At 74.3% G+C, this 26,596-nt stretch carries 24 protein-coding genes; 17 read left to right on the forward strand and 7 right to left on the reverse strand.

Annotation, left to right across the window (positions count from 1 at the left end; translation table 11 throughout):
- The first annotated feature begins 34 nt into the window (after positions 1-34).
- A complete protein-coding gene (recN, locus tag ACN20G_RS21695; RefSeq protein ID WP_424215626.1) occupies positions 35-1,759 on the forward strand; it encodes a DNA repair protein RecN in 1,725 nt (574 codons plus the stop codon).
- 298 nt (positions 1,760-2,057) lie between these two features.
- Positions 2,058-3,155: a glycosyltransferase family 4 protein gene (locus ACN20G_RS21700; protein WP_424214470.1), complete on the forward strand. Its 1,098-nt coding sequence runs from the start codon at positions 2,058-2,060 to the stop codon at positions 3,153-3,155.
- Positions 3,156-3,192: 37 nt separating this feature from the next.
- Here the strand turns inward: ACN20G_RS21700 and ACN20G_RS21705 are convergent, their stop codons facing one another.
- The 3 genes from ACN20G_RS21705 to ACN20G_RS21715 are packed head-to-tail and all read right to left on the reverse strand — an operon-like array spanning position 3,193 to position 8,059.
- Entirely contained in the window at positions 3,193-4,815 is a 1,623-nt protein-coding gene (locus ACN20G_RS21705) for a PucR family transcriptional regulator (protein ID WP_424214471.1), read from the reverse strand.
- Between the two features lie 32 nt (positions 4,816-4,847).
- On the reverse strand, positions 4,848-6,245 hold the full coding sequence (locus ACN20G_RS21710) for an FAD-binding oxidoreductase (protein WP_424214472.1): 1,398 nt from the start codon (positions 6,243-6,245) through the stop codon (positions 4,848-4,850).
- A gap of 47 nt (positions 6,246-6,292) precedes the next feature.
- The gene (locus tag ACN20G_RS21715; RefSeq protein ID WP_424215627.1) at positions 6,293-8,059 is read right to left on the reverse strand and encodes a glycoside hydrolase family 15 protein; all 1,767 of its coding nucleotides are present in this window, start codon (positions 8,057-8,059) and stop codon (positions 6,293-6,295) included.
- A 637-nt stretch (positions 8,060-8,696) separates the two neighbouring features.
- On the opposite strand from ACN20G_RS21715, the gene ACN20G_RS21720 reads away from it, so the two are divergent.
- Positions 8,697-10,346, forward strand: coding sequence for a CTP synthase (locus tag ACN20G_RS21720; RefSeq protein WP_424214473.1), 1,650 nt, complete (start codon positions 8,697-8,699; stop codon positions 10,344-10,346).
- Here the strand turns inward: ACN20G_RS21720 and ACN20G_RS21725 are convergent.
- Positions 10,328-10,456, reverse strand: a complete 129-nt coding sequence (locus ACN20G_RS21725; RefSeq protein ID WP_424214474.1) for a hypothetical protein — start codon at positions 10,454-10,456, stop codon at positions 10,328-10,330. The genes ACN20G_RS21720 and ACN20G_RS21725 overlap by 19 nt on opposite strands.
- On the opposite strand from ACN20G_RS21725, the gene ACN20G_RS21730 reads away from it, so the two are divergent.
- The 12 genes from ACN20G_RS21730 to ACN20G_RS21785 all read left to right on the forward strand — a co-directional run bounded on the left by ACN20G_RS21730 (position 10,455) and on the right by ACN20G_RS21785 (position 23,031).
- Positions 10,455-11,093: an NUDIX domain-containing protein gene (locus ACN20G_RS21730; RefSeq protein WP_424214475.1), complete on the forward strand. Its 639-nt coding sequence runs from the start codon at positions 10,455-10,457 to the stop codon at positions 11,091-11,093. The two genes, ACN20G_RS21725 and ACN20G_RS21730, sit on opposite strands and share 2 nt — an antisense overlap.
- Positions 11,094-11,218: 125 nt before the next feature.
- Positions 11,219-13,180 carry a tetratricopeptide repeat protein gene (locus ACN20G_RS21735; RefSeq protein WP_424214476.1) on the forward strand — a complete coding sequence of 654 codons (1,962 nt, stop codon included), beginning with the start codon at positions 11,219-11,221 and terminating at the stop codon, positions 13,178-13,180.
- Between the two features lie 151 nt (positions 13,181-13,331).
- Positions 13,332-14,447, forward strand: coding sequence for an alanine dehydrogenase (gene ald, locus ACN20G_RS21740; RefSeq protein ID WP_424215628.1), 1,116 nt, complete (start codon positions 13,332-13,334; stop codon positions 14,445-14,447).
- 378 nt (positions 14,448-14,825) lie between these two features.
- Positions 14,826-15,989: a ParA family protein gene (locus ACN20G_RS21745; protein WP_424214477.1), complete on the forward strand. Its 1,164-nt coding sequence runs from the start codon at positions 14,826-14,828 to the stop codon at positions 15,987-15,989.
- The gene (locus ACN20G_RS21750) at positions 15,974-16,510 is read left to right on the forward strand and encodes a hypothetical protein (RefSeq protein WP_424214478.1); all 537 of its coding nucleotides are present in this window, start codon (positions 15,974-15,976) and stop codon (positions 16,508-16,510) included. The genes ACN20G_RS21745 and ACN20G_RS21750 overlap by 16 nt, the downstream gene beginning before the upstream one ends.
- Before the next feature lie 45 nt (positions 16,511-16,555).
- The gene (locus ACN20G_RS21755) at positions 16,556-17,515 is read left to right on the forward strand and encodes a segregation and condensation protein A (RefSeq protein WP_424214479.1); all 960 of its coding nucleotides are present in this window, start codon (positions 16,556-16,558) and stop codon (positions 17,513-17,515) included.
- A complete protein-coding gene (scpB, locus tag ACN20G_RS21760) occupies positions 17,512-18,147 on the forward strand; it encodes an SMC-Scp complex subunit ScpB (RefSeq protein WP_424214480.1) in 636 nt (211 codons plus the stop codon). The genes ACN20G_RS21755 and scpB overlap by 4 nt, the downstream gene beginning before the upstream one ends.
- The gene (locus ACN20G_RS21765) at positions 18,147-19,349 is read left to right on the forward strand and encodes a pseudouridine synthase (RefSeq protein ID WP_424214481.1); all 1,203 of its coding nucleotides are present in this window, start codon (positions 18,147-18,149) and stop codon (positions 19,347-19,349) included. Before scpB ends, ACN20G_RS21765 begins: the two co-directional genes overlap by 1 nt.
- 154 nt (positions 19,350-19,503) lie before the next feature.
- On the forward strand, positions 19,504-20,106 hold the full coding sequence (gene pnuC, locus ACN20G_RS21770; protein WP_424214482.1) for a nicotinamide riboside transporter PnuC: 603 nt from the start codon (positions 19,504-19,506) through the stop codon (positions 20,104-20,106).
- Entirely contained in the window at positions 20,103-21,185 is a 1,083-nt protein-coding gene (locus ACN20G_RS21775) for an AAA family ATPase (protein ID WP_424214483.1), read from the forward strand. The genes pnuC and ACN20G_RS21775 overlap by 4 nt, the downstream gene beginning before the upstream one ends.
- On the forward strand, positions 21,182-21,982 hold the full coding sequence (locus ACN20G_RS21780) for an NUDIX hydrolase (RefSeq protein ID WP_424214484.1): 801 nt from the start codon (positions 21,182-21,184) through the stop codon (positions 21,980-21,982). The genes ACN20G_RS21775 and ACN20G_RS21780 overlap by 4 nt, the downstream gene beginning before the upstream one ends.
- Positions 21,979-23,031 carry an ADP-ribosylglycohydrolase family protein gene (locus ACN20G_RS21785; protein WP_424214485.1) on the forward strand — a complete coding sequence of 351 codons (1,053 nt, stop codon included), beginning with the start codon at positions 21,979-21,981 and terminating at the stop codon, positions 23,029-23,031. The genes ACN20G_RS21780 and ACN20G_RS21785 overlap by 4 nt, the downstream gene beginning before the upstream one ends.
- On the opposite strand, the gene ACN20G_RS21790 is transcribed toward ACN20G_RS21785, so the two are convergent.
- The 3 genes from ACN20G_RS21790 to ACN20G_RS21800 form a co-directional block, all read right to left on the reverse strand.
- A complete protein-coding gene (locus ACN20G_RS21790; RefSeq protein ID WP_424214486.1) occupies positions 23,028-23,723 on the reverse strand; it encodes a nucleotidyltransferase domain-containing protein in 696 nt (231 codons plus the stop codon). The two genes, ACN20G_RS21785 and ACN20G_RS21790, sit on opposite strands and share 4 nt — an antisense overlap.
- 28 nt (positions 23,724-23,751) lie before the next feature.
- Entirely contained in the window at positions 23,752-24,327 is a 576-nt protein-coding gene (locus tag ACN20G_RS21795) for a Rieske (2Fe-2S) protein (RefSeq protein ID WP_424214487.1), read from the reverse strand.
- 132 nt (positions 24,328-24,459) lie between these two features.
- Positions 24,460-24,795, reverse strand: coding sequence for a DUF952 domain-containing protein (locus ACN20G_RS21800; protein WP_424214488.1), 336 nt, complete (start codon positions 24,793-24,795; stop codon positions 24,460-24,462).
- Here ACN20G_RS21800 and ACN20G_RS21805 point away from each other — a divergent pair.
- Both ACN20G_RS21805 and ACN20G_RS21810 read left to right on the forward strand, forming a co-directional pair.
- Positions 24,784-25,344, forward strand: a complete 561-nt coding sequence (locus tag ACN20G_RS21805; RefSeq protein WP_424214489.1) for a YidB family protein — start codon at positions 24,784-24,786, stop codon at positions 25,342-25,344. The genes ACN20G_RS21800 and ACN20G_RS21805 overlap by 12 nt on opposite strands.
- 136 nt (positions 25,345-25,480) lie before the next feature.
- Entirely contained in the window at positions 25,481-26,569 is a 1,089-nt protein-coding gene (locus tag ACN20G_RS21810; RefSeq protein ID WP_424214490.1) for a prephenate dehydrogenase, read from the forward strand.
- The last annotated feature ends 27 nt before the right edge of the window (positions 26,570-26,596 follow it).

Here is a 26,596-nt window from a genome sequence, read left to right on the forward strand (position 1 = left end):
AAACCTCTGTAAGGTCTTCTGCGTGCTTGAGGAGATGCGGATACGGTCGCTCGGGGTCATCGACGACGCGGTGGTCGAGCTGTCGCCGGGGTTCACCGCGGTGACGGGCGAGACCGGCGCGGGCAAGACCATGGTCGTCACCAGCCTCGCCCTGCTGCTCGGTGGCCGGGCCGATCCGGCCCTGGTCCGGATCGGCGCCCGCAGCGCCGTCGTGGAGGGCCGGCTGCGGATCCGCCCGGACGGGCCGGTCGCGGTGCGCGCCGAGGAGGCGGGCGCCGAACTCGACGACGGCACCCTCCTGATCAGCCGCACCGTCTCCGCCGAGGGCCGCTCCCGGGCCCACCTCGGCGGCCGCGCCGTGCCCGTCGGGCTGCTCGCCGAACTCGCCGACGAACTCGTCGCCGTCCACGGCCAGACCGACCAGCAGGGCCTGATGCGCCCCGCCCGGCAACGGCAGGCCCTCGACCGGTACGCGGGCGCGGCCGTCGGCGGCCCGCTGGAGAAGTACGCGGCCGCGTACCGGCGGCTGCGGACCGCCGCCGCCGAACTGGAGGAGATCACCACCCGGGCCCGGGAACGCGCCCAGGAGGCCGATCTGCTGCGGTTCGGGCTGGAGGAGATCGCCGCCGTCGAACCCCGCGCCGGCGAGGACGTCGAACTCGCCGCCGAGGCCGAACGCCTCGGCCACGCCGAGGCCCTCGCCGCCGCGAGCCGGCTCGCGCACACCGCCCTCGCGGGCGACCCCGAGGACCCCGAGGCCGTGGACGCCGGCACCCTCGTCGCCGGCGCCCACCGGGCCCTGGAGGGCGTGCGCGGCCACGACCCGGCCCTGGCCGCCCTCGCCGACCGGATCGGGGAACTGGGCATCCTGCTCGCCGACGCCGCCGGCGACCTCGCCGGCTACGCCGAGGACCTCGACGCCGACCCGCGCCGTCTCGCGGCCGTGGAGGAGCGCCGGGCCCTGCTCACCGGCCTCACCCGCAAGTACGGGCCGGGCGTGGACGCCGTGCTGGCCTGGGCCGAGACGGGCTCGGCGCGCCTGCTCGAACTCGACGGGGACGACGAACGGATCGTCGAACTCACCGCCGAACGCGACGCGCTCCGCGCCGAACTCGGGCGTCTCGCGCAGGAGTTGACCGACGCGCGGACCGGGGCCGCCGAGCGGTTCGCGGCCGCCGTCACCGCCGAACTCGCCTCGCTGGCCATGCCCCACGCCCGGGTCACCATCGACGTCCGCCAGACCGAGGACCCCGGCGGCGAGGGCATCGAGGTCGGCGGCCGGACCGTGCTGCACGGGCCCACCGGAGCCGACGAGGTCGAGCTGCTGCTCGCCCCGCACCCCGGGGCCCAGCCCCGGCCCATCGCCAAGGGCGCCTCGGGCGGCGAACTCTCCCGGGTCATGCTCGCCGTGGAGGTGGTGTTCGCGGGCGCCGACCCCGTCCCCACCTACCTCTTCGACGAGGTCGACGCGGGCGTCGGCGGCAAGGCGGCCGTGGAGGTGGGCCGCCGGCTCGCGAAACTCGCCCGGTCCGCGCAGGTCGTCGTGGTCACCCACCTGCCGCAGGTCGCGGCCTTCGCCGACCGGCAACTGCTGGTGGAGAAGACCCACGACGGATCCGTCACCCGCTCCGGGGTCACCGTCCTCGAAGGCGAGGACCGGATCCGGGAACTCTCCCGGATGCTCGCGGGCCAAGAGGACTCCGAGACGGCCCGCGCCCACGCCGAGGAACTCCTGGCCGCCGCCCGGGCCGACGCCTGAGCCGCGCCCGACGCGGCCGGACCACCGGTCCGGCCGCCCGGCCGGGCCCGGGCGGGACCGGCGGCCCGCACCCGAACGGGTGGCGGCCGGTACCCGAACGGCCCCGATCCCTTCGGGTGAGTCCACCCCGCACTGACGCCGAACGCGCCCGTGTGGGTGACGATTCACGAGAACTCCTCGTTTCCCGTCCGGAATTCGCCCGCGGACGGTCCCGGAACGCGCGTGCGGGCCGGCATCCTGGCAACCGGACACCGTCCCCGTCCCGCACCTCCACGCCTCCCCCCAGGAGCCCCGGCCCGTGAGCAGCACCCCGGTACCCGACCAGCCCTTCGGGCGCCCCCCGCTGCGCACCGTCCAGGTCTTCGGCGACACCGACGCCGACAGCGCCGGACACGTCCGCTCCCTGGCCGGCGGCCTCGCCGCCCGCGGGGTCCGCGTCACCGTCTGCGCCCCCGTCGCCGCCGAGGGCGCGCACGACTTCACCGGCGCCGGGGTCCGCTTCGCCCCCGCCTCCGTCGCCGCCCTGCGGGCCGCGTGCGCCGGCGCCGACCTCGTCCACGCCCACGGCACCGCCGCCGCCGGCCGGGCCGCGCTCGCCGTCCGCGGCCTGCGGCTGCCGCTCGTGGTCACCTGGCACGGGGAACCCGAGGACACCGGACCCTGGCGACACCTCACCCGCGTGATCGAAAGACGCGTGGCCCGCGCCGCCGCCGTCGTCCTCGGCGGCTCCGCCCACCAGGTCGACCGGGCCCGCGAACGCGGCGCCCGCGACGCCCGCCTCGCCCCCGCCGGCCTCCCCGCCGATCCCGCGACCCCCACCCGCGACCCCGACAAGACCCGCGCCGAACTCGGCGTCACCGGCCGCCCGCTGATCCTCTCCGTCGGCGGCCCCGAACCCCACCGCGACCACCACCTGCTCCTCGACGCCGCCCGCGCCTGGCGCGCCCTCGACCCCACCCCCCTCGTCCTCGTCGTCGGCGAAGGCCCCCGACGCCAGGGCCTGGCCCGCCGGATCGAGACCGAGGGCCTGCCCGTCCGACTCCTCGGCCGCCGCCCCGACCTGCCCGACCTGCTCGCCGCCGCCGACCTCGCCGTCCAACCCGAGAACTCCCCGGCCCGCTCCCTGCCCGCCCAGGCCGCGCTGCGCGCCGGCGTCCCCCTGGTCGCCGCCGGCGACGGCGCCATGCCCGAACTCGTCGGCACCGCCGCCCTGCTCGTGCCCCACGGCGACGCCCACGCCCTCGCCGACGCCGTCACCGACCTCCTCGCCGACCCGGCCCGACGCACCGCGCTGGCCGCCGCCGGCCGGGCCCAGGCCGAGACCTGGCCCACCGAGGACGACACCGTCGCCCAGGTCCTCGCCGTCTACGACGAACTCGTCGAACGCCGCCGCTGAACCCGGGCGCCGGTCCCGGGCGCCGGATGCCGGGGCCTCAGGCCGTGCCCGTGTGCCGGCGGGCCCGCAGGGCCAGGCTCAACGACAACACCGTCTCCGGATCGTCCAGATCGGTGCCGAGCAGCTCCGAGATCCGCGCCAGCCGGTTGTACAGGGTCTGCCGGTTCAGGTGCAGCTCACGGGCCGTCTCCGCCTTCCGGCCCGCGTGCGCCAGATACGTCTCCAACGTCGGCAGCAACGGCGGCCGCGAACCCGCGTCGTGGGTCCGCAAGGCCCCGATCGCCCGGTCCACGAACGCCGCCAGGTCCGGGTGCTCCCGCAACCGCCACAGCAACAGGTCGATGTCCAGGCGCCGCGCGTCGTACCACGGGCGGGCCGGCAGCCCGGCCGCCGCCGTGGCCGTCTCCGCCGCGTGCCGCAAGCCCGCCGAGGCCGCCGTCCACCCGCCCGGCACCCCCACCACGACCACCGGCGCCGACCCCGCCCGGTGCAACCCGGCCCGCTCCACCCCCGCCCGCAAGGCCCCCGCCACCCGATCGGCCACCGCCGCCCGCTCCGACTCCGCCCGCAGCCCCAACAACAACGGCACCCGGCCCTCCACCGGCCGCACCCCCAACAGCGCCGGCACCCCCAGCCCCGAGATCTCCTCCCACACCGCCCGCGCCAACACCGCCCAGTTCCCCGCCGGCCCCGCGTCCGTCGTCAACCGCATCACCACCGGCAACAACGGCCCCTCGCCGGGCCGGAAACCCAGCACCCGGGCCTGCGCCGGCGCGTCCTGCGCCGCGATCCGCCCCTCCGCCAGATCCGTCAGGAAGTCCCCGCGCCCCCGCGCCGCCAACTCCTCCTCCTGCCGGGCCTGCATCAACACCACGGCCAACACCCCCGCCGCCCGCTCCGCCGCCATCCGGTGCACCGGCAACAACGGCGCCGCCACCCCCAACAGCACCAGCCGCGCCCGGATCGCCGTGCCGCCCGCCCCACCCGCCGGCACGTCCACCAGCACCGTGTTCCCCGAGGGCTCGTCCTCCGGCCGGCCCCGCAGCCCCTCCCACACCTGGAGCGGATCGGCCCCCTGATCGCCCGCCCCACAGGCCGCCGCGTACAACAGGCGCGCGTCGGGCGTCTCCAGGAACACCGGATTGCCGGTGAAATCCGCCAGGATCCGCAACACCTGCGGAATCCCGCCCCCGTCCAGCAGCGCCTGGGTACAGCGCCGGTGCACCTCCTCGGCCCGCTGCAACAACGCGTAGTGCCCGTTGACGATCTCGGTGTGCACCTCCTCCGTCACGGTCACGAACGGAACCTCCCGGTGCAACTGCACCAACGGCAGCCCCACCGACCGCGCCGTCTCCACCAACGGCCCCGGCAACCGCGCGAACCGCGGCCCCAGCTCCACCACCAGCGCCGAGATCCCCCGGTCCGCGAGCCGCCGCACGAACGCCCGCTGCTCGGCCGGCCGGGTGCCCAGCCCCAGCCCCGTGGTCAACAGCAGTTCACCGCCCTTGAGCAGGGACGCGATATTGGGCACCTCGCCCGCGTGCACCCAGCGCACCGTCCGCCCCAGCCGGTCCGCGCCCGCCACCACCTCGGGGAGACCGCTGCGCAGCCCCGGCAGTTCGAGCGCGCGCTGGACCGTGATTCCGCCCTGGTTGTCCATGTGGTCGGACGTTAGCGCTCCGATCCCGCCCGTCACGCGGCGGGGGTGATGTTGTGGTTGAAGCGGAACGCGTTCCCCGGGTCCCACTCCCGCTTCACCGCCGCCAACCGGCGCGCGTTCTCCGCGCCCAGGCCCGCCGCCACCCGGTCCGCCCCCTCGTCCCCGATGAAGTTCAGGTACACCGCGCCCGAGGACCACGGACGCATCGCCTCCCGCACCGACCGCACCCAGTCCCGGCAACGGTCGTCGTCCGCCGGATCCGCCCAGATCGCGAACGGGTGCACGGCCCACGGCGAGTCCCGGTAGGGCACCGGCCACGCCGGATCGCCTTCGGCCACCGCCCCGCCCAACGGGAACAGGATGTGCTGGGTGCCGGTGGCCGTCGGCCGGGTGTCCGCCAGCGCGCAGAACGCCGCCGCCGCCTCGTCCGGCAGAGCCGTCAGGTACTCCGCCGACCAGTGGTTCCGCAGCCCCGGCGGGTCGTCGATCATGCACTGGAGCTCGGCGTACGGGATCGCCGTGACGATCTCGAACTCGTGCGGCACCGCCAACAGCGGCTCCGCCAGCTCCCGCATCTCCTTCTCCGGACCCGCGTACGTCAACAACGCGGCCCACAACGGGGTCCCCACCAGGTGCGGGGGCACGAAGGGCTCCGGCGGCGCCGTCAGGTTGATCACCCCGCCCGAGGCCGCCCGCGGGGCCCCCGTCATCAGCTCCCGGAACGCGGCCACGACCTCCGGGCCCCGCTCGGGCGCGTGGAAGACGAAGGCCATCGAGGTCTCCGGCAGCTCGTGCAGGCGCAGGGTCAGCGCGGTGGCCACCCCGAAGTTCCCGCCGCCGCCGTGCAGCGCCCAGAACAGCTCCGGGTGGTCCTCGGCGGTCGCCGTCACGCACCCGCCGTCCGCGGTCACCAGCTCCACGCTCAGCAGGTTGTCCACGGCCAGCCCGAAGGCCCGGTCCAACCAACCCGAACCCCCGCCCAACACGAACCCGCCCACCCCGGTCGTGGAGACCCGGCCGCCCGTGGTGGCCAGGCCGTAGGGGGCGCAGGCCCGGTCCAGGGCGCTCATCGTGGCCCCGCCCTCCACCCGGACGGCCATCGAACCGGGGGAGACGGTGACCGAGGACATCCGGCGCAGGTCCACCACGAGCGCGCCGTCGCCCAGGGCCGAACCCGCCACGCTGTGCCCACCGCCGCGCACCGCGACCGGCAGACCCTGCTCACGGGCCCACCGGACGGCGGTGACCACGTCGCTCTCGTCCTCGACCTGCGCGATCACCGCCGGCCGGCGGTCGACCATCGCGTTGAACACCGTCCGCGCGGCGTCGTACGTCTCCCCGTCGCCCGGAGCGAGCACCCGGCCGGAGAGGTCCTCGCGCAGCGCGTCCAGCGCGCTCCGACTCGGTACGGGGAGTTCGACGGAGGCCATCACGGGCCCCCTTCCGCCAAGGTGGACAGAGGACCCCTCCAGCGTAGTCAGCCCCCGTACGCCCCGCTCGCCGTGAGCCGCAGGGCCGTGTCGATGAGGGGGACGTGGCTGAATGCCTGCGGGAAGTTGCCGACCTGGCGGCCCGCGTGGGAGTCCCACTCCTCGGCGAGCAGCCCCAGGTCGTTGCGCAGGGCCAGCAGCTTCTCGAAGAGCCGCCGCGCCTCGTCGACCCGGCCGATCATCGCGAGGTCGTCGGCCATCCAGAACGAGCAGGCCAGGAACGCGCCCTCGTCGCCCGCGAGACCGTCCACGCCCGCCTCGTGGCCGGCGGTGGGGTAGCGCAGGATGAACCCGTCGGGGGTGGACAGCTCGCGCTGGATCGCCTCGATGGTGCCGATCACCCGCTTGTCGTCGGGCGGCAGGAAGCCCATCTGCGGGATCAGCAGCAGGGAGGCGTCCAGCTCCTCGGAGCCGTAGGACTGGGTGAAGGTGTTGCGCTCGGGGTCGTAGCCCTTCTCGCACACGTCGCGGTGGATGGTCTCGCGCAGCTCCCGCCAGCGCTCCAGCGGACCGTCCGCGTCCCCGGACTCGATCAGCTTGATCGTGCGGTCCACCGCGACCCAGGCCATCACCTTGGAGTGCACGAAGTGCCGGCGCGGGCCGCGGACCTCCCAGATGCCCTCGTCCGGCTCGTTCCAGTGGGTCTCCAGGTAGCGGATCAGCTTGAGCTGGAGCAGCGAGGCGTAGTCGTTGCGGGCCAGGCCCGTCATGTGGCCCAGGTGCAGGGCCTCGGTGACCTCGCCGTACACGTCGAGCTGCAACTGGTGCGCGGCGCCGTTGCCGACCCGCACCGGGCGCGAGCCCTCGTAGCCCGGCAGCCAGTCGAGTTCCGTCTCGCCGAGCTCCCGCTCGCCCGCGATCCCGTACATGATCTGGAGGTTCTCGGGGTCGCCCGCCACGGCCCGCAGCAGCCAGTCCCGCCAGGCCGCCGCCTCCTCGCGGTAGCCGGTGCGCAGCAGCGAGGACAGGGTGATCGCGGCGTCGCGCAGCCAGGTGTAGCGGTAGTCCCAGTTGCGGACCCCGCCGATCTCCTCGGGCAGCGAGGTGGTGGGGGCGGCGACGATCCCGCCGGTGGGGGCGTAGGTGAGGGCCTTGAGGGTGATCAGGGAACGGATCACGGCCTCGCGGTAGGGCCCGTGGTAGGTGCACTGGGCGACCCACTCGCGCCAGAACTCGCCGGTGGCGGCGAGGGCGGCCTCGGCGTCCGGGGTCTGCGGGGGTTGGCGGTGGCTGGCCTGCCAGGAGATCGCGAAGGCCACCCGGTCGCCGGGGCCGACGGTGAAGTCGGAGTAGGTGGTGAGGTTCTTGCCGTACGTGTCGGCGTCGGTGTCGAGCCAGACCGAGTCGGGCCCGGCGACGGCCACGGTGCGCCCGTCGACCTTGTGCACCCACGGCACGACCCGCCCGTAGCTGAACCGCATCCGCAGCGCCGAGCGCATCGGGACCCGGCCCGCGACGCCCTCCACGATCCGGATCAGCTGCGGGGCGTGGGTGTCGCGCGGGGGCATGAAGTCGATCACCCGGACGGTGCCGCGGGGGGTGTCCCACTCGGACTCCAGCACCAGGGAGTCCCCCCGGTAGCGGCGGCGGGTCGCGGCGGGGGCGACGGCGTCGCCCGGGACGGCCGGGCCGATCCGCCAGAAGCCGTGTTCCTCGGTGCCCAACAGGCTCGCGAAGACGGCATGGGAATCGAACCGCGGCAGACACAACCAGTCCACCGAGCCGTCCCGGCAGACCAGTGCGGCGGTCTGCATGTCCCCGATCAGTGCGTAATCCTCGATGCGCCCGGACACGTTGCATCTCCAGTCGAACGGCCACGTCCGCCCCGAAGGGCGCTTGCAGGTTTGCGCTCGGCGCGGTCACGCCGTGCGCTGACTCCTATGGGGTTCCGCGAGTGCTCTGCTGTTCCGGCGGCGGGGACGGATGGTCCGGCGACCGGCTACTCGGCGGCGATGTGAGCGATGTCCGAGCAGGATATGACGGCACCCTAGTGATCCGATCGAGCCGAGCGGGAATGCGGGTCCGCCGAACGGGTGACCAGCGAGGACGTGCGACCGAAGGGGTGCGGGACGGCGTGTCGGGCGCCGTGTTCGCACGGTCACGTGTGCGACACGCGGCGTGTGCGAGTCGGGTGCGCGAGGAGCGGGCCGGAGGGGCGGGAGCCCTTGGGAACAACGGGCGGCGGGCCGGTCGGGGCGTGTCCGGGCCGGTGTCCGGAGGCGTTCAGGGCGAGGCGCTGATAGGCTGGTACCCCGTGGACCGGTGGTCTGCCTGTGCGAATCAGGAGCCCCGCAACCGCAGCTTCGGCACCCCCGGAACGCCCCGTCAGGGCCCGGTGGACCGCCGCACCGCACGCACTCACCTCGCGACCACGGGAGCCCCCCTTTGGCGATGCCGACACGTTCGACGACCAAGCACATCTTCGTCACCGGGGGTGTCGCCTCGTCCCTCGGCAAGGGCCTGACCGCCTCCAGCCTGGGCGCGCTGCTCAAGGCCCGCGGCCTGCGGGTGACGATGCAGAAGCTCGACCCGTACCTCAACGTGGACCCGGGCACCATGAACCCCTTCCAGCACGGCGAGGTGTTCGTCACCAACGACGGCGCCGAGACCGACCTGGACATCGGCCACTACGAGCGCTTCCTCGACGTGGACCTCGACGGCTCGGCCAACGTGACCACCGGCCAGGTCTACTCGCAGGTCATCGCCAAGGAGCGGCGCGGCGAGTACCTCGGTGACACCGTGCAGGTCATCCCGCACATCACCAACGAGATCAAGCACCGCATCCGGCGCATGGCCACCGACGACGTCGACGTGGTCATCACCGAGGTCGGCGGCACGGTCGGCGACATCGAGTCGCTGCCGTTCCTGGAGACCGTCCGCCAGGTGCGTCACGAGGTCGGTCGCGACAACGTGTTCGTCGTGCACATCTCGCTGCTGCCCTACATCGGTCCCTCGGGCGAGCTGAAGACCAAGCCGACCCAGCACTCGGTGGCCGCGCTGCGCAACATCGGCATCCAGCCGGACGCGATCGTGCTGCGCGCCGACCGCGAGGTGCCCACGTCCATCAAGCGCAAGATCTCGCTGATGTGCGACGTGGACGAGGCCGCCGTGGTGGCCGCGATCGACGCCAAGTCGATCTACGACATCCCGAAGGTGCTGCACACCGAGGGTCTGGACGCGTACGTGGTGCGCAAGCTGGACCTGCCCTTCCGCGACGTGGACTGGACGGTGTGGGAGGACCTGCTGGACCGGGTCCACAACCCCGACCACGAGGTCAAGGTCGCGCTCGTCGGCAAGTACATCGACCTGCCGGACGCCTACCTGTCGGTGACCGAGGCGCTGCGCGCCGGCGGTTTCGCCAACAAGGCCCGGGTCCAGATCAAGTGGGTCACCTCCGACGACTGCAAGACCCCGGCGGGCGCGGCGGCGCAGCTGTCCGACGTGGACGCGATCTGCGTGCCCGGCGGCTTCGGCGACCGCGGTGTCAACGGCAAGGTCGGCGCGATCACCTACGCCCGCGAGAACGGCGTGCCGCTGCTGGGCCTGTGCCTGGGTCTGCAGTGCGTGGTCATCGAGGCCGCCCGCAACCTGGCCGGGATCCCGGAGGCGAACTCCACCGAGTTCGACGCCTCCACCCCGCACCCGGTCATCTCCACGATGGAGGAGCAGCTCGCGTTCGTGGAGGGCGCCGGCGACCTCGGCGGCACCATGCGCCTGGGCCTGTACCCGGCGAAGCTCGCCGAGGGCTCCCTGGTGCGCGAGGCGTACGGCGACCAGGCGTACGTGGACGAGCGCCACCGGCACCGCTACGAGGTGAACAACGCCTACCGCGCGGAGCTGGAGCAGAAGGCCGGTCTGGTCTTCTCCGGTGTCTCCCCCGACAACAAGCTGGTGGAGTACGTCGAGTACCCGCGCGAGACGCACCCCTACCTGGTGGCCACCCAGGCCCACCCGGAGCTGCGCTCGCGCCCGACGCGCCCGCACCCCCTCTTCGCCGGTCTCGTGAAGGCCGCCGTGGAGCGTCAGCAGCGCGCGAAGTAGTCACCGCGCACCACTACGGTGGACAGCCGGGTCCCGTGATCGTCACGGGTCCCGGCTGTCGCGCGTTCCAGGGCGGGCGGCGGGCCGAGCACGGGAGGTTCGAGGGTCATGGGCAACGACGGGATCGCGGACGCGCCGGAGGCGTGGGAGGTCGTGAGCGTCTCGGAGCCGTTCCGGGGCGCGAAGACGGCGGTGGCCTCGGACGAGGTGCGGATGCCGGACGGGAAGGTGGCGCGCCGGGACTACCAGGTGCACCCGGGTTCGGTGGCGGTGCTGGCGCTGGACGAGGAGGGGCGGGTGCTGGTCCTCAACCAGTTCCGGCACCCCGTGCGGCACCGGTTGTGGGAGCTGCCGGCGGGGCTGCTCGACGTGCCGGGGGAGAACCCGTTGCACGCGGCGCAGCGCGAGCTGTTCGAGGAGGCGCACGTGACCGCCGGCCGGTGGTCGGTGCTGGTGGACTTCTTCACCTCGCCCGGCGGTTCGGACGAGGCGGTGCGGGTGTTCCTGGCCCGGGACCTGGCGGAGGCGGCGGGGGAGCGGTACGAGGCGCACGGGGAGGAGCTGGACATGGGGGTGGCCCGGGTGCCGCTCGGCGAGTTGGTGGCCGGGGTGTTGGAGGGTCGCCTGCAGAGTCCGGTGATGGTGTCGGGGACCCTGGCGCTGACGGCGGTGCTGGCGTCGGTGGCGGGCGCGGAGGGTCTGAGGCCGGCCGACGCGCCGTGGCCCGCCCGACCTTTTGCGATCTGACCCTCCAACAGACCGGTATGAAGATCTGCTGATCCGATTGGGCGACCTGTCCGCCCGGCTCCCCCCGTTCCGTCGCTCTGTGTGAATTACGCTCGACACCCCGGAGGCAGGAGAGGAGCGGATCCGTGACGGATTTCGTCGGGCGTCGGCGTGAGCTGAAGGAGTTGCGCGAGGACATCGCGCGCACGGGACTCGACACGCTCTCCGGTCGCAAGGCCAAGGCACCCCGGGCCAGGGTGCTGCTCGTGGCCGGGCGACCGGGATCGGGTCGGACCGCGTTGGCCCGTCGCTTCGTGGCCGAGGTGGCGGAGCGTTACCCGGACGGCGTGCTCGCCACCCGGCTCACCGGACCCGACGGCACGGCCACTCCCGGTGACCGCGCCGCCCGGGACCTGTTGGAACAACTCGGCGCGGCCCCGGTGCCCGGGGCCTCCGAGGACGACCTCGGGGCCGCCCTGCGCGCGGCCCTCGCCGACCGCCGCGCCGTCCTCCTCCTGGACGACGCCGCCGACGCCCCGCAGGTGGACGCGCTGCTGCCGGACACCCCGGACTGCCTCGTCGTCGTCACCGCGCGCGGCCCGCTCACCGGCATCCCCGACGTGCGCCCCTGCACCCTGGGCGGCCTCGACACCCCGGCCGCCCTCGAATGGGTCTCCGGGCGGGTCGGCGAGACCCGGATCACCGTGGACCCGCGCGCCGCCGAGAGCCTGGTCGAGGCGTGCGAGGGACTCCCCGCCGCCCTCGCCCTGGCCACCGGGCTGCTCGCCGCCCAACCGAAGACCTCGGTGGCCGACCTCGCCAAGCGGCTGCACGACATGCCGCACGCCGGCGACGGACCGTTGGGCCGAGCCTTCCGGCTGGTCCACGGGGGCCTGCGGCAACCCGCCCAGCGCACCCTGCGGCTGCTGCCGCTGGCCCCGGCCGGACTCGTCGACTCCCATGTCACCTCCGCCCTCGTCGGCTGCTCGGTGGCCGCGGCCCAGACCACCCTCGACGACTTCGTCGGCCTCGGGCTGCTCACCCCCGAGGAGGACGGGCTGTACCGGGTGCCCGGCTGCCTGCTGCCCGCCCTGCGCGAGCTGCTGGAGACCAAGGAGCGCCCGTCCGAGGTGCGCCTGGCCCGGGCCCGGATGCTGGAACGCACCGTGCGGCTGTTGCACTCCTGCCGCAGCGTGGCCGAGGAGGTGGACGAGGAGGAGCTCAAGCCCGAGGAACTGCCCCGGGCCCTGCGCTTCGCCGACCGCGCGGGAGCCGAACGCTGGCTCGACACCCGCCGCCCCGGCCTGCTGGCCGCCGCCGCCCTCGCCGTGGCCGACGGGGAGCTCGACACCCTGGCCCGCCGACTGGTCTCGGCCCTGGTCCGGGCCCTGGCCGCGCACCACGGCACCGAGGCCGTCGCCGCCGACCTGTACGGGCTGCACGAACTCGTCCTCGACGTGGCCGAGCGCCGCGAGCTGCCCCGGGAGAAGGCCGCCGCCCTGCTCAACCTCGGTGACCTCGACGCCGAGACCGGCCGCACCCAGGAGGCCCTGGTCCGCTACCGGGCCGCGCTGGAGGCCGGACAGGCCGCGCGGGACCCGTACGCCGTGGGCCGCGCGATGGAATCCGTCGGGGGCGCGCACCTGGAGCTGGGGGACTGGTTCCGGGCCGCCGACTGGTTCGGCCGCGCCCTGGCCCGCGCCCTGGCGAGCGGGGAGCGGGCCGACGAGGCCCGGCTGTACGGCCGGCTGGGCAACGCGCAGATCCTCGCCGGGCGCTACGGGGACGCCCTGCGCAGCTGGCGCGCGGCCGGCTCCGGCTACCGCCGGCTCGACGATCTCCCGGGCCGGGCACGGGCGTTGAGCGAGGTGGCCCGGGTGCAGGAGTACGCGGGCCGGCCCGAGGAGGCCCTGCACACCTGCCGGGAGGCGATCGAGCTCGCCCGCAAGGCCGGTGACCGGCGACTTCAGGCCGCGCTCCAGGTCCGTTTGGCCGACACGCTGGACCGCCTCGGCGACCCGGCCGCGGCCCGTCTGCACCGCTCCACCGCCGAGAGATTGCTGGAAGAAGACCCGACGGCCTACGAAATCCGTAGTGGTTCTGCGTGAGATTATTGGTTTGCAAGGCTAGACAGCGCGGCTCCCTTCATTAGACTGGCTCCACCAGGTCATCCCGTGGTGCATCCCTTGTGTGCTGCCACACACGGGTATGTATTGGAATGCACCGTAAAACCCCCCTGAGCCAAGGACCGTGATCGACGTGAAGGTCGGCATCCCCCGCGAGGTCAAGAACAACGAGTTCCGGGTGGCCATCACCCCGGCCGGCGTGCACGAGCTGGTGCGCCACGGCCACCAGGTCTTCGTGGAGCAGAACGCCGGTGTCGGCTCCTCGATCACCGACGCCGAGTACGTCGCCGCCGGTGCCGAGATCCTCGGCACCGCCGACGAGGTGTGGGCCACCGCCGACCTGCTGCTGAAGGTCAAGGAGCCCATCGCGGAGGAGTACCACCGCCTCCGCAAGGACCAGACCCTCTTCACGTACCTGCACCTCGCGGCCTCCCGCGCCTGCACGGACGCCCTGCTGGAGTCCGGCACCACCGCCATCGCCTACGAGACGGTGGAGCTGGCCAACCGCGCCCTGCCGCTGCTCGCCCCGATGTCCGAGGTCGCGGGCCGCCTCGCCCCCCAGGTCGGCGCCTACCACCTGATGCGCTCGGCCGGCGGCCGCGGCGTGCTCCCCGGCGGGGTCCCCGGCACCGCCGCGGCCAAGGCCGTCGTCATCGGCGGCGGGGTCTCCGGCTGGAACGCCGCGCAGATCGCCATCGGCATGGGCTTCCACGTGACCCTGCTCGACAAGGACGTCAACAAGCTCCGCGAGGCCGACAAGATCTTCGGCACGCGGATCCAGACCATCGTCTCCAACGCCTTCGAGCTGGAGAAGGCCGTCCTGGAGGCCGACCTCGTCATCGGCGCCGTGCTCATCCCCGGAGCCAAGGCCCCGAAGCTGGTCACCAACGAGCTGGTCTCCCGGATGAAGCCCGGAAGTGTCCTTGTCGACATCGCGATCGACCAGGGCGGCTGCTTCGAGGACTCCCGTCCGACCACGCACGCCGAGCCCACGTTCGAGGTGCACAACTCGGTGTTCTACTGCGTGGCCAACATGCCCGGCGCGGTCCCGAACACCTCCACCTACGCGCTGACCAACGCGACCCTGCCCTACATCGTGCAGCTCGCGAACCTCGGCTGGGTCGAGGCCCTGCGCCGTGACCCGGCCCTGGCCCTGGGCCTCAACACGCATGAGGGACAGGTCGTTTACGGCCCCGTCGCCGAGGCCCACGGCCTGGAGACCCTGCCCCTGGCCTCGCTGCTCGGCTGATCCCGACAGCCCCACCCGACGCCCCCGGGGCGTCCCCGACGGCGACACGACACACCGTCAACGAATGCCGTCAATCTCACGCATCCGGCCGGACCTTGCTCGCGAGGTCCGGCCGGCGGCGTATCCGGATCCGTCCGCGACGCGCTCAACTCGCCGCGAAGATAACCCTTTAACCGATTCGTGAACCTGCGAAACTTCCCTCCGAGGGCGCGTACGCCCTTGACAGCGTGGCCGGAGGGCGCCGACACAGGGCCCCGGGTCCGGCGGATTGTGTTGCTGCGAGGCGCTGACACGCCATAGAGTCCAGAACCGTCGGCATAGTGCCACGCTGACCTATCGACAAGTGTCCTGGTCACGTCCGAGGAGGTAAGACGACTTGTGAATGAGTCGACATTTACTCCTGGGGGTGGTGGTCATGCGGGGACGCCGGTGCGGGCCCACGGACCGACGGGTCTCGAAGCCGTCGGCTCCGTAGCGGTCCGCACCTTCACCCACCACCAGCACCTGACGACATCCCCGAACAGCATGGACGGCCCAGACGTGAACTCCATGGCCGGCGACCCGAGCGGCGACGCGCCCACCGGTTTCGCCGACTACGACGGACTGCCCGAGGGGCAGTTCTACGACCCCGACGCCGAATACGAGCCCGACCCCGAATACGCGGCCACCCTCGCCCCCGACGCCGCCCGGCAGCGTCGGGAACGGATCGGCCCCACCGGGCGACCGCTGCCGTACTTCCCGATCCCCGGTCCGCTCAGCGACCACGGACCGGCGAAGATCATCGCGATGTGCAACCAGAAGGGCGGCGTCGGCAAGACCACGTCGACCATCAACCTGGGCGCCGCACTCGCCGAATACGGCAGACGCGTCCTCCTCGTCGACTTCGACCCGCAGGGCGCCCTGTCGGTCGGCCTCGGCGTGAACCCGATGGAGCTGGACCTGACGGTCTACAACCTGCTCATGGAGCGGGGCATGTCGGCCGACGAGGTGCTGCTCAAGACGGCGGTCCCCAACATGGACCTGCTCCCCAGCAACATCGACCTCTCCGCCGCCGAGGTGCAGCTCGTCAGCGAGGTCGCGCGCGAATCCACCCTCCAGCGGGCCCTGAAGCCGCTGATGGCCGACTACGACTACATCGTGATCGACTGTCAGCCCTCGCTCGGCCTGCTCACCGTGAACGCCCTGACGGCCGCTCACAAGGTGATCGTGCCGCTGGAGTGCGAGTTCTTCGCGCTGCGCGGTGTGGCGCTGCTCACCGAGACCATCGAGAAGGTGCAGGAACGGCTCAACCCCGACCTGCAGCTCGACGGCATCCTCGCCACCATGTACGACTCCCGCACGGTGCACAGCCGCGAGGTGCTGGCGCGCGTGGTCGAGGCATTCGACGAGCACGTGTACCACACCGTCATCGGACGCACCGTCCGCTTCCCGGAGACCACCGTCGCCGGCGAGCCCATCACGACCTACGCCTCCAACTCCGTCGGCGCCGCCGCCTACCGCCAGCTGGCCAGGGAGGTGCTCGCCCGGTGTCACGCCGAGTGAGTCTGCCCGGAGCCGACGAACTGTTCCGCACCACCGGGGGCATGGCCCTGTCCGCCCCGGCCGGCTCCCGCCGCGCCGGCGACGAGGCGACCCCCGAGGAGCACGGAACGGCCGTCGGCGACGCGTCGCGGACCCGCCCCCGGGGACCGGAGGAGGCCGACACGGCGGAACCCACGGTCGGGGCGCCCCGGCGGCCGCAGGAAGGTTCTTCCGCACAGGCGGCCGGAACCGGGGCCGCCGGCGCCCCCCGCCCGGTCCCGGGGGCGTCCGGCGCCTCCCGCCGCAAGGGACGCGGCGGCCGCCGCCCCAGCGGCCGGGAACGCCACGACGAGAAGATCACCGTCTACGTCTCCGCCGAGGAACTCATGGACCTCGAACACGCGCGCCTCGTGCTGCGCGGGGAGCACGGACTGGCCGTGGACCGCGGCCGCATCGTCCGCGAGGCGGTGGCCGTGGTCCTCGCCGACCTCGAATCCCGAGGGGACGCGAGCATCCTGGTCCGCCGCCTGCGCGGCCGCTGAGCCTAGGCTTGTGTGTCGTCAGCGTCCCACCGGCCGAAGGCACCGATGCCCCACCCGCACAGTCCCGCCCCACCGCGCCCGGACCCCGCCGCCCCGGCCGCGGCGGGGGTCCCGGACGGGGTGTTCACCCTGCGCCTGGACAATTTCGAGGGTCCCTTCGACCTCCTCCTGCACCTGATCTCCCGGCACAAGCTGGACATCACCGAGGTGGCCCTCTCCAAGGTCACCGACGAGTTCCTCGCCCACCTCAAGGCCCTGGGCCCGGACGGCGACCTCGACCGCACCACCGAGTTCCTGGTGGTCGCCGCCACCCTCCTCGATCTCAAGGCCGCCCGGCTGCTGCCCGTCGCCGTGGTCGAGGACGAGGCCGACCTCGCCCTGCTGGAGGCCCGCGACCTGCTGTTCGCGCGGCTGCTCCAGTACCGCGCCTACAAGACGGCCGCCGCCGTGCTCGCCGAACGCGCCGACCGAGAGGCCCTGACCCGGCCCCGCACCGTCGGCCTGGAGCCGCACCTGGCCGGGCTGCTGCCCGAGGTCGTCATCGGCGTCGGCCCCGAGGGACTGGCCGAGATCGCCGCCCGCGCGCTGCGGCCCCGGCCCGCGCCCGAGGTGTACACCGACCACATCCACGCGCCGCTGGTCAGCGTCCGCGAACAGGCCGAGATCGTGATCGCGATGCTCCGCGAGGGGGTCGGCGCGGCCACCTTCACCGAACTGATCGCCGACGCCCCCGACACCCTGACCGTCGTGGCCCGCTTCCTGGCCCTCCTGGAGCTCTACCGCGAGCGCGCCGTGGCCCTTGACCAACCCGAGGCCCTCGCGGCCCTCACGGTGCGCTGGAGCGGCGCGCAGGGGGATCCGGCGCCGCGGGTCACCGACGAGTTCGACCGGCCCCCGGAGCCCGAGGAGGAGCCCGCGGGCCGCCGGCGCCCGCGCCGGCCCCGTGCCCGGCCCGCCGCGACCACCGGGCCCGCCGCCGTACCCGCCCCCGAGGAGAACCGATGACCGAGACCGCCGTCCGGGCCGCCGCCGTGCCGCTCGCCCCCGCCCTGGAGGCGGTGCTGATGGTGGTGGACGAGCCCGCCCGCGAGACCGACCTGGCCCGGGTGGTGGGCCGCACCCCGGCCGAGGTGCGCGTGGCCCTGCTGGACCTGGCCGCCGAGTACCGGGAACAGGGCCGGGGCTTCGAACTGCGCGAGATCGCCGGCGGCTGGCGCTTCCACTCCGCCCCGGCCTGCGCGGCGGCCGTGGAGGCGTACGCCCTGGACGGGCAGCAGGCCCGGCTCACCCAGGCGGCGCTGGAGACCCTGGCGGTGATCGCGTACCGGCAGCCGGTGAGCCGATCGCGGGTCTCGGCGGTGCGCGGGGTCAACTGCGACGGGGTCGTGCGCACCCTCCTCCAGCGGGGTCTGGTGGCCGAGGCGGGGACGGAACGCGAAACAGGTGCGATCCTGTACAGGACGACGAACCTCTTTCTGGAGCGGATGGGCCTGCGCGGCCTGGACGAGCTGCCGGAGCTCGCGCCCTTCCTGCCGGATGTGGACGAGATCGAGGCCGAGACACCGGAAGGTGTCCCGTCGTTCGATCCGGACGCTCCGGATTCGGCTCAGGACGCAGACGACAAGACGGAACTTTGATGCGAAGCAGCGGCGGCAACGGCGGCAACAGGAACAGCGGCAAGAGCGGCGGGCGCGGTAACTTCCGCGGCGCCGGGAACTCGCGCGACGACCGGCAGGGTGGTCAGGAGCCCTCGCGCCCGCGCCGTCCCCGCCCCGAGGAGCGCCGTTACGACGTCGGTCCCGAGGGCGAGCGCTCCGGCACGGCGCGCGGCGGTCAGGGCTCCGGCACGGGCGGCGGCCGCTCCGGCGGCGGCGCCCGCGGCGACCAGGCCCGCGGCGGCGCCAAGGGCGGACCGCGCACGGGCGCGGGTCGTCCCGGCGGTTCGGGCGGGCGCGGCGGCCAGGGTGGTCAGGGCGGTCGCGGCGGGTACGCCGGCGGTCGTTCGGGCGCCCCGTCCCGGCCCCGCGAGTACGAGGCCCGGCAGGAGGAGCGCAACCGCGAGCGGTACGCGAACAAGCCCGAGCTGAAGCTGCCGAAGACCTTCCCGGGCGCCGAGCAGGAGGGCGAGCGGCTCCAGAAGGTGCTCGCGCGCGCCGGCATGGGCTCGCGGCGGGCCTGTGAGGAGCTGGTGGAGCAGGCGCGGGTCGAGGTCAACGGTCGGATCGTGACCGAGCAGGGCCTGCGCGTGGACCCGGAGAAGGACGAGATCAAGGTGGACGGCCTGACCGTCGCCACCCAGTCGTACCTGTTCTTCGCGCTGAACAAGCCGGCGGGCGTGGTCTCCACGATGGAGGACCCCGACGGCCGGCAGTGCCTGGGCGACTACGTCACCAACCGCGAGACGCGGCTGTTCCACGTGGGCCGGCTGGACACCGAGACCGAGGGCATCATCCTCCTCACCAACCACGGTGAGCTGGCCCACCGGCTGACCCACCCCAAGTACGGGGTGAAGAAGACCTACCTGGCGGCGATCAACGGCAACCTGCCGCGCGATGTCGGCAAGCGGCTCAAGGACGGCATCGAGCTGGAGGACGGCTGGGCGCGCGCGGACGAGTTCCGCGTGATCCAGCAGACCGGCAAGAACTACCTGGTCGAGGTCGTGCTGCACGAGGGCCGCAAGCACATCGTGCGCCGGATGCTCTCCGAGGCCGGATTCCCGGTGGAGAAGCTGGTGCGCACGGCGTTCGGTCCGATCGGGCTGGGCGACCAGAAGTCGGGCTGGCTGCGGCGGCTGACCAACACCGAGGTCGGCATGCTGATGCGCGAGGTCGGCCTCTAGACCCCCCTTTCACGCGGCGCGGGCCCGTGTCGTCCTTCGGGACGGCGCGGGCCCGCGCCGTTTTCGTCCGCGCCGTTTCGCGCGGGTCGAAAAGGGCTTGTGCCGACCCCTGGCCTCGGGTTTATAGTCGACCTGACCATTAAAGGGGGTCCTCGTGAGCTGGACCGAGGTACTGGGCTTCGCCACCGGCGCGCTGTGCGTCTGGCTGGTGGCCCGCCAACACGTGGCGAACTGGCCCATCGGCATCGCCAACAACGTCTTCTTCATCGTGCTGTTCGCCCAGGCCGGCCTGTACGCCGACGCCGGCCTCCAGTTCGTCTTCATCGCCCTGGCCGCCTACGGCTGGTGGTCCTGGACCCACGGGGGTGGTCCGGGGCGGCCCGCCGACGGCCGGAGCCTGCCGGTGCGCCGCACCACGCGCGCCGAATGGCTCGGCCTCGCGGCGGCCGGGGCGGTGGGGACCCTCGCCCTCACCCTGCTGCTGGCCCGCGCCACCGACTCCACCGTCCCCTTCTGGGACGCGCTCACCACCGTGCTGTCCCTGTGCGCCACCTACGGGCAGTGCCGCAAGCTCGTGGAGTCCTGGTGGCTGTGGATCGCCGTCGACCTCGTCTACATCCCCCTGTACGCCCACAAGGGCCTGTACCTGACCGCCGTGCTCTACCTGGGCTTCCTGAGCCTGTGCGCGATCGGCCTGCGCGACTGGCGCCGCTCCCTGACCGACGCCGGCGCCGAGATCCCGGTGGCGAGCCGATGAGCGCCCGCTTCGGCCACGGCCTGGTCCTCGGCAAGTTCTATCCGCCGCACGCCGGCCACCACCACCTCGTGGACACCGCCCTGGCCCGCTGCGCCCGCCTGACCGTGCTCGTCTGCGCCTCCTCCGTCGAATCGATCCCGCTCGCCGACCGGGTCGCCTGGATGCGCGAGGCCCACCCCGGGGCCGAGGTGGTCGGGGCCGTGGACGAGCACGAGGTGGACTACGCGGACCCGGCCGTCTGGGACGCGCACATGGCCGTGTTCCGCGCCGCCGTGCCCGACCCGGTGGACGCCGTGTTCACCTCCGAGCCCTACGGCACCGAACTCGCGCGCCGCTTCGGCGCCGCCGAGGTCCGGGTGGACCAGGGCCGCGTCCGCTTCCCGGTCTCCGGCACCGCCGTCCGCGCCGACCCGGTCGCGGCCTGGCCCCACCTCGGCCCCGCCGTCCGCGCCGCCCTGACCCGCCGCGTGGTCGTCCTCGGCGCCGAGTCCACCGGCACCACCACCCTCTCCCGCGACCTCGCCGCCCACTACCGGGCCCGGGGCGGGGTGTGGGCCGACACCGGCTGGGTCCCCGAGTACGGCAGGACCCTCAGCGAGGAGAAGCTGGCCGCGCTGCGCGCCGATGACCCCGCCGCCGACTGGTCCGGGGTCGTCTTCGACAGCGCCGACTTCCCCCGCATCGCCGCCCGCCAGGACGCCGACGAGGAGGCCGCCGCCCGCGCCGGCTCGCCCGTGCTGATCTGCGACACCGACTCCTTCGCCACCGGGATCTGGCACGAGCGCTACCTCGGCGGCCCGCACCCCGGGGTCACCGCGATCGCCGACCGGGTCCGGCGAGACCTGTACCTGCTCACCGACCACGTCGGCGTGGACTTCGAGGACGACGGACTGCGCGACGGCGAACACCTGCGCCCCTGGATGACCGACCGGTTCCGCGCCGAACTGGAGCGCACCGGCCGCCCCTTCCTCACCCTGCGCGGGGACCGCGCCGCCCGGCTCGCGCGGGCCGTCACCGCCGTGGACGAACTCCTCGCCCGCGGCCACGACTTCGCCGACCCCCTCCCGGAGCACCGATGACCCACGACGCCCCGCCCGGCTACGACCCGAGCGCCTTCACCCCCTTCGCGGTGACCGTGGACCTGGCCGTGTTCACGATCCGGGCCGGCCGGCTGTGCGTGCTGCTGATCCGGCGGGGCGCCGCCCCCCACGCCGGGGCCTGGGCCCTGCCCGGCGGGTTCCTGCTGCCCGCCGAATCCGCCGAGACCGCCGCCCGTCGCGAACTCGCCGAGGAGACCGGCCTGCCCGAGGACCTCGTGGCCGGGCTGCACCTGGAGCAGTTGCGCACCTACAGCGAACCGGACCGCGACCCGCGGATGCGGGTGGTCTCCGTGGCCTTCACCGCCCTCGTGCCCGACCTGCCCGAACCCGCCGAGACCGGCGGCGGGGACGCGGCCGGCGCGGCCTGGGTCCCGGTCACCGAGGCCCTCGCCGGTGCGGCCGGGCCGTGGGGCGCGCTCGCCTTCGACCACGCCCGGATCCTCGCCGACGCCCGCGAACGGATCGGCGCCAAGCTGGAGTACACCTGCCTGGCCACCGCCTTCTGCCCGCCCGAGTTCACCCTCGGCGAGCTGCTCGCCGTCTACGAGACCGTCTGGGACACCGCCCTGGACCGGCCCAACTTCCGCCGCAAGGTGCTCGCCGGACCCGGCTTCGTCGAACCCGTGCCCGGCGCGCCGGCCCGACTCACCGGCGGCCGGGGCAAACCCGCCGCCCTCTACCGGGCCGGCCCCGCCCGCACCCTGCACCCGCCGCTGCCCCGCCCGCCCCGACCCGCGCCCGGCACCCCCGGGGCCGCCGAAGGAGACCGCCCGTGACCCCCGACCCGTCCGCCGCGTCCGCCCGCACCGCCCTGCGCCCCGCGACCGGCACCCTGATCGGCCTCGCGCTCGGCGACGCCCTCGGCTTCCCGACCGAGTTCCACAGCGTCCCCTCGATCCTCGCCAAGACCGGCCCCTGGCGGCAGATGGCCCTGCCCCGGCCCGCGTTCGTCACCGACGACACCCAGATGACCCTGGCCCTGACGCGGGCCCTCACCCGGACCGGCTCCGACGCGCCGGGCGCGCGCCCGGACCCCGAACGGCTGGCCGGGGCGCTCCGCGAGGAGTTCGTGGCCTGGTCCGTCTCGCCCGAGAACAACCGGGCCCCGGGCCGGACCTGCATGGACGCCTGCCGGCTGCTGGCCCGACCGGACCGGGACTGGCGCGACGCCAGCCGGATCGGCTCCAAGGGCTGCGGGGCCAACATGCGGGTCGCACCCGTCGGCCTGATGACGCACTGGACCCCGGAGGAACGGGCGGGCGCGGCGCAGCTCCAGTCCGCCCTCACCCACGGCCACCCCACCGCCCTGGCCGCCTCCGACCTCACCGCGCACGCCGTGTGGCTGCTGGCCTCGGGCGCGGACCCGACCGGGCTGGTCGGCCGGCTGCGCAGTTACGCCCTGGACAACCGCACCCGCTACCACGAGCGCTGGCTCGGCGACCTGTGGATGCGCACCTCCTCCGACGCGAGCCCCGAGTCCTTCATGGCGCGCGGCTGGGACGAGTGCCTGGGGGTGCTGGAACGGCTGCGGCGGGCGCTGGTCGAGCCGCGTCCCGAACTCGACCCCTGCGAGGCCACGGGCGACGGTTGGATCGCGGAGGAGGCGCTGGCCACCGGGCTGCACGCCTTCCTGCTCTTCCCCGACGAACCGCTGACCGCGCTGCGCCGCGCGGCCTGCACCCGGGGCGACTCCGATTCCATCGCCTGCCTGACCGGGGCCTTCGCGGGTGCCTGGCTGGGGGCGCGGGCCTGGCCGGCGGCCTGGCGCGAGCACCTGGAACACCGCGACGAACTGCTCGCGCTCGGCGCCCGCTGGGAGGGCTAGCTCGTCCCGGGGGTGAGCGCCGAGGCGCGGCGGGCGCGGATCAGCAACTCCTCGACCCGGGCCCGGTCGGGGTGCTCCGGCAGCGGGGAGCGGGTCAGGGCCGCGTCGGCCTCGGCCCGCAGCCGGTCCGCCCACGCCGCGATCTCCTCCCAGGACAGCTCCCCGCGCTTGACGGCGAGCAGCCGCTCCCGCTCCGCGCCCACGTCCACGGTGAGCCGGCCGGTGCGCAGCAGGTCCCGGCCGGAGGCCAGCAGCCGCAGCAGGTGCACGGCGGGCTTCCGGCGGGGGACGCCGTCCGCGCGCACACCGGCCAGGAGCCGGCGCCGCTGCCGGTCGGCGTACCCGACGAAGCTGCCGTGGGCGCGGCGGGAGAGGAACGCGCCGCGCAGTTCCCGCAGTTCCTCGCCGACCGGGGTGATCCGCTCGACGAGGGGCGAGTGCAGGACCTCCAGCACATTGGGGTCGGCGTCCAGGGCGAGGGAGCAGAAGCGCTCCAACTCCCAGGAGAACTCCTCGTCCCGGGGGCCGTCGAGATGGGTGGGCGGCTTCTCGAAGCCCCAGAACAGCGGGGTCGGGGCCAGGAACACCCCGCGCCGGTCGGTGTCGCTGTCCTCGTCGGCCAGTCCGAAGGCGCGCGACCCGGTCACGCAGGAGTAGACGGTGTGGTCCCTGACCAGGTCGAGTGCGTCCATCGCCCGAGGGTAGGCGGGCGGCTCGGGCTCAGGCGAGGGAGATTTCGCCGCTCGCGGAGACGGTGATGGGCTTCTCGGCGAGCGGGCGGGTCGCGGGGCCGTGCCGGACGGCGCCGTCGGTGTCGGCGAACCGGCTGCCGTGGCAGGGGCAGTCGATGGTGCCGGCGGCGACCTTGTTCACCAGGCAGCCCTGGTGGGTGCAGACGGCGGTGAAGCAGTGGAAGGCGCCGGCGGTGGGCTGGGTGATCACCAGCTTCTCGTCCTTGAGGACGGTCCCGCCGCCCACCGGCACGTCGGCGGCCTTCACCGGCAGTTTCCGACCGGCGGGGGAGGCCGAGCCCGAGGCCGAGGCCGAGGGGGCGGCGGTGGTGGGCGGGCCGCTGTCCGGGCCGATGGAGGCCGCCGGGGTCGAGGCGCGGCCCGTGGCCCCGCCGGTCGAGGCGCGGGAGCCGGTGGGCGCGGTCCCGCCGGCGTTCGTTCCGGCGCCGCAGGCCACCAGGGCCCCGCCGGTCAGGGCGGCGGCGCCGAGGGCGAGCACGCCGCGCCGGGCGTTCGTCCCGGCGGGCTCACGGGGAGGGGTGGGGTCGACGGTGGGTTCGGGCACGGGGACGCACGCTCCTGACACGGCCGAGAAGAACCGGCGGAACCGGGTGTTCCGGGCAAACCGGTCGGACGGTCAGCCATCCTGGCCCCTGTCCGCCCCCGCACGTCGGACCCACGCCGCAGCGGTCGCCGATCAGCCCGCCGCGCGGGGAGTCGCCGCCGCCCGCCCGTCAGCCGTCCACACCACGTCCCACAACCGCACCGCCGCCGCCCGCTCCAGCGGCCCGTACACGTGCGGGTACCGGCCACCCGTGCCCGGCTCCCGCCGCACCTCGTGCCCCAACAGCGCCTCGTCCAGCTCCACCGCCACCAGACCCGACACCTCCCGGTACCGCTCGGCGGCCACCTCCAGCGCCACGGCCAGATCGGCGGAACAGTGCGTGAAGCCCTCGGCGGCCAGCGAGGGCGAGGCGTACGGGACCCCGGGGCGGGCGGACCAGTCGGCGAGGGGGACGAGGTGGAAGATCATGCCCCCGGTTCTACCCGACGCCCCGCCCCGAGTGGCGACCGGCCGCGCCCGGGGCGACATTGGCGGGGGGCACACCCCACGTCCTCGACGAAAGGCGCGACCATGGCGGGCAACGACCTCGGCTCACTCCTCGGCGGTCTCCTCGGCGGGGGCGGCCAGGGCGGCTCCGGAGGCGGCGGCAGCATCCTCGGAGCCCTCCTCGGCGCCCTCATGGGCGGCGGCCAGGGCGCCGGTACCCAGGCCGGCGCGGCGGCCGGCGGGAACAATCCGCTCGGCGGCCTCCTCGACATGCTCACCAAATCCGGCCTCGCCGACCAGGCCCAGTCCTGGATCGGCACCGGGGACAACCAGCCCGTCAGCGCGCAGCAGGTGCAGCAGGCCCTCCCCGACGACACCCTCGCCCAGGTCGCCCAGCAGGCCGGCGTCACCCCCGAGGAGGCCGCCGACCAGCTCGCGCAGGCCCTCCCGCACGCCGTGGACAAGCTGACCCCCGGCGGCGAGGTGCCCACCGCCTCCCTGGAGGACATCATCCGGCAGCAGAACCTCTGACGCCGGACCGCCGCACGCGCAACCTCCCCACCAGGCCGTTCCCGGGGCCGGACCCACCCGGTCCGGGCCCCGGGCCGTGCCCACTACCCTGGGGACGCGCCGTCCGCGCCCTGAAGCCACGCCCCGGGAGCCACCAGTGAGAACCGCCGTCGTCATCGGAACCGGACTGATCGGCACCTCGGCGGCCCTCGCGCTCGTCGGCAGCGGCGTCACCGTGCACCTCGTCGACCACGACCCCGACCAGGCCCACACCGCCGCCGCCCTCGGCGCCGGCACCGACGCGCCCCCCGAGGGACGCGTGGACCTCGCGATCATCGCCGTCCCGCCCGCCCACGTGGCCGCGACCCTCGCCGACGCCATCGGCCGCGACCTCGCCGCCGTGTACGTGGACGTGGCCAGCGTCAAGGGCGGCCCCGGACGCGAACTGCGCGCCCTGGGCGTCGACACCACCCGCTACCTCGGCACCCACCCGATGGCCGGCCGCGAACGCTCCGGCCCCCTCGCCGCCACCGCCGACCTCTTCGAGGGCCGCCCCTGGGTCCTCACCCCCACCCGCGACACCGACCACGAGATCCTCAACCGGGCCCTCGAACTGGTCTCCCTGTGCCGCGCCGTCCCCGTGGTGATGGACGCCGACGCCCACGACCGGGCCGTCGCCCTCGTCTCCCACACCCCCCAGCTCGTCTCCAGCATGGTCGCGGCCCGGCTGGAGGACGCCGAGGAGGCCGCCGTCCGCCTCTGCGGCCAGGGCATCCGCGACGTGACCCGGATCGCAGCCTCCGACCCCCGCATGTGGATCGAGATCCTCTCCGCCAACCCCGGGCCCGTCGCCGACGTGCTCGCGGGCGTGGCCGCCGACCTCGACGAGACCGTCCGCGCCCTGCGCGGCCTGGACTCCGCCGACGAGGCCAAGCGCCGCGAGGGCGCCGAGGGCATCGCCGACGTGCTGCGCCGGGGCAACGCCGGCCGGGTCCGCGTCCCCGGCAAGCACGGCGCCGCTCCCACCGCCTACGAGACCGTCGTCGTCCTCATCGGCGACCGCCCCGGCGAACTCGCCCGGATCTTCGCCGACGCCGGCCGCGCCGGGGTCAACATCGAGGACGTCCGCATCGAGCACGCCAACGGGCAGCAGGCCGGCCTGGTCCAGCTCACCGTCGACCCCGCCGCCGTCGCGACCCTCACCGAGGCCCTGCGCGCCGGCGGCTGGGCCCTGCGCACCGGCTGAGACGCACCGCCCGGGGCCCCCTCGGGC

The sequence above is a fragment of the Streptomyces dryopteridis genome, from assembly GCF_049606955.1.
Lineage (GTDB): Bacteria > Actinomycetota > Actinomycetes > Streptomycetales > Streptomycetaceae > Streptomyces.

What these genes read in the sequence shown, in the direction of transcription:
- recN (WP_424215626.1), top strand. Translation starts at nt 35, where the DNA reads ATGCGGATACGGTCGCTCGGGGTCATCGACGACGCGGTGGTCGAGCTG.
- ACN20G_RS21705 (WP_424214471.1), bottom strand. Translation starts at nt 4,815, where the DNA reads ATGGACAACCAGGGCGGAATCACGGTCCAGCGCGCGCTCGAACTGCCG.
- ACN20G_RS21710 (WP_424214472.1), bottom strand. Translation starts at nt 6,245, where the DNA reads ATGGCCTCCGTCGAACTCCCCGTACCGAGTCGGAGCGCGCTGGACGCG.
- ACN20G_RS21715 (WP_424215627.1), bottom strand. Translation starts at nt 8,059, where the DNA reads ATGCAGACCGCCGCACTGGTCTGCCGGGACGGCTCGGTGGACTGGTTG.
- ACN20G_RS21720 (WP_424214473.1), top strand. Translation starts at nt 8,697, where the DNA reads ATGCCGACACGTTCGACGACCAAGCACATCTTCGTCACCGGGGGTGTC.
- ACN20G_RS21730 (WP_424214475.1), top strand. Translation starts at nt 10,455, where the DNA reads ATGGGCAACGACGGGATCGCGGACGCGCCGGAGGCGTGGGAGGTCGTG.
- ACN20G_RS21725 (WP_424214474.1), bottom strand. Translation starts at nt 10,456, where the DNA reads ATGACCCTCGAACCTCCCGTGCTCGGCCCGCCGCCCGCCCTGGAACGC.
- ACN20G_RS21755 (WP_424214479.1), top strand. Translation starts at nt 16,556, where the DNA reads ATGCCCCACCCGCACAGTCCCGCCCCACCGCGCCCGGACCCCGCCGCC.
- scpB (WP_424214480.1), top strand. Translation starts at nt 17,512, where the DNA reads ATGACCGAGACCGCCGTCCGGGCCGCCGCCGTGCCGCTCGCCCCCGCC.
- ACN20G_RS21765 (WP_424214481.1), top strand. Translation starts at nt 18,147, where the DNA reads ATGCGAAGCAGCGGCGGCAACGGCGGCAACAGGAACAGCGGCAAGAGC.
- ACN20G_RS21775 (WP_424214483.1), top strand. Translation starts at nt 20,103, where the DNA reads ATGAGCGCCCGCTTCGGCCACGGCCTGGTCCTCGGCAAGTTCTATCCG.
- ACN20G_RS21780 (WP_424214484.1), top strand. Translation starts at nt 21,182, where the DNA reads ATGACCCACGACGCCCCGCCCGGCTACGACCCGAGCGCCTTCACCCCC.
- ACN20G_RS21790 (WP_424214486.1), bottom strand. Translation starts at nt 23,723, where the DNA reads ATGGACGCACTCGACCTGGTCAGGGACCACACCGTCTACTCCTGCGTG.
- ACN20G_RS21800 (WP_424214488.1), bottom strand. Translation starts at nt 24,795, where the DNA reads ATGATCTTCCACCTCGTCCCCCTCGCCGACTGGTCCGCCCGCCCCGGG.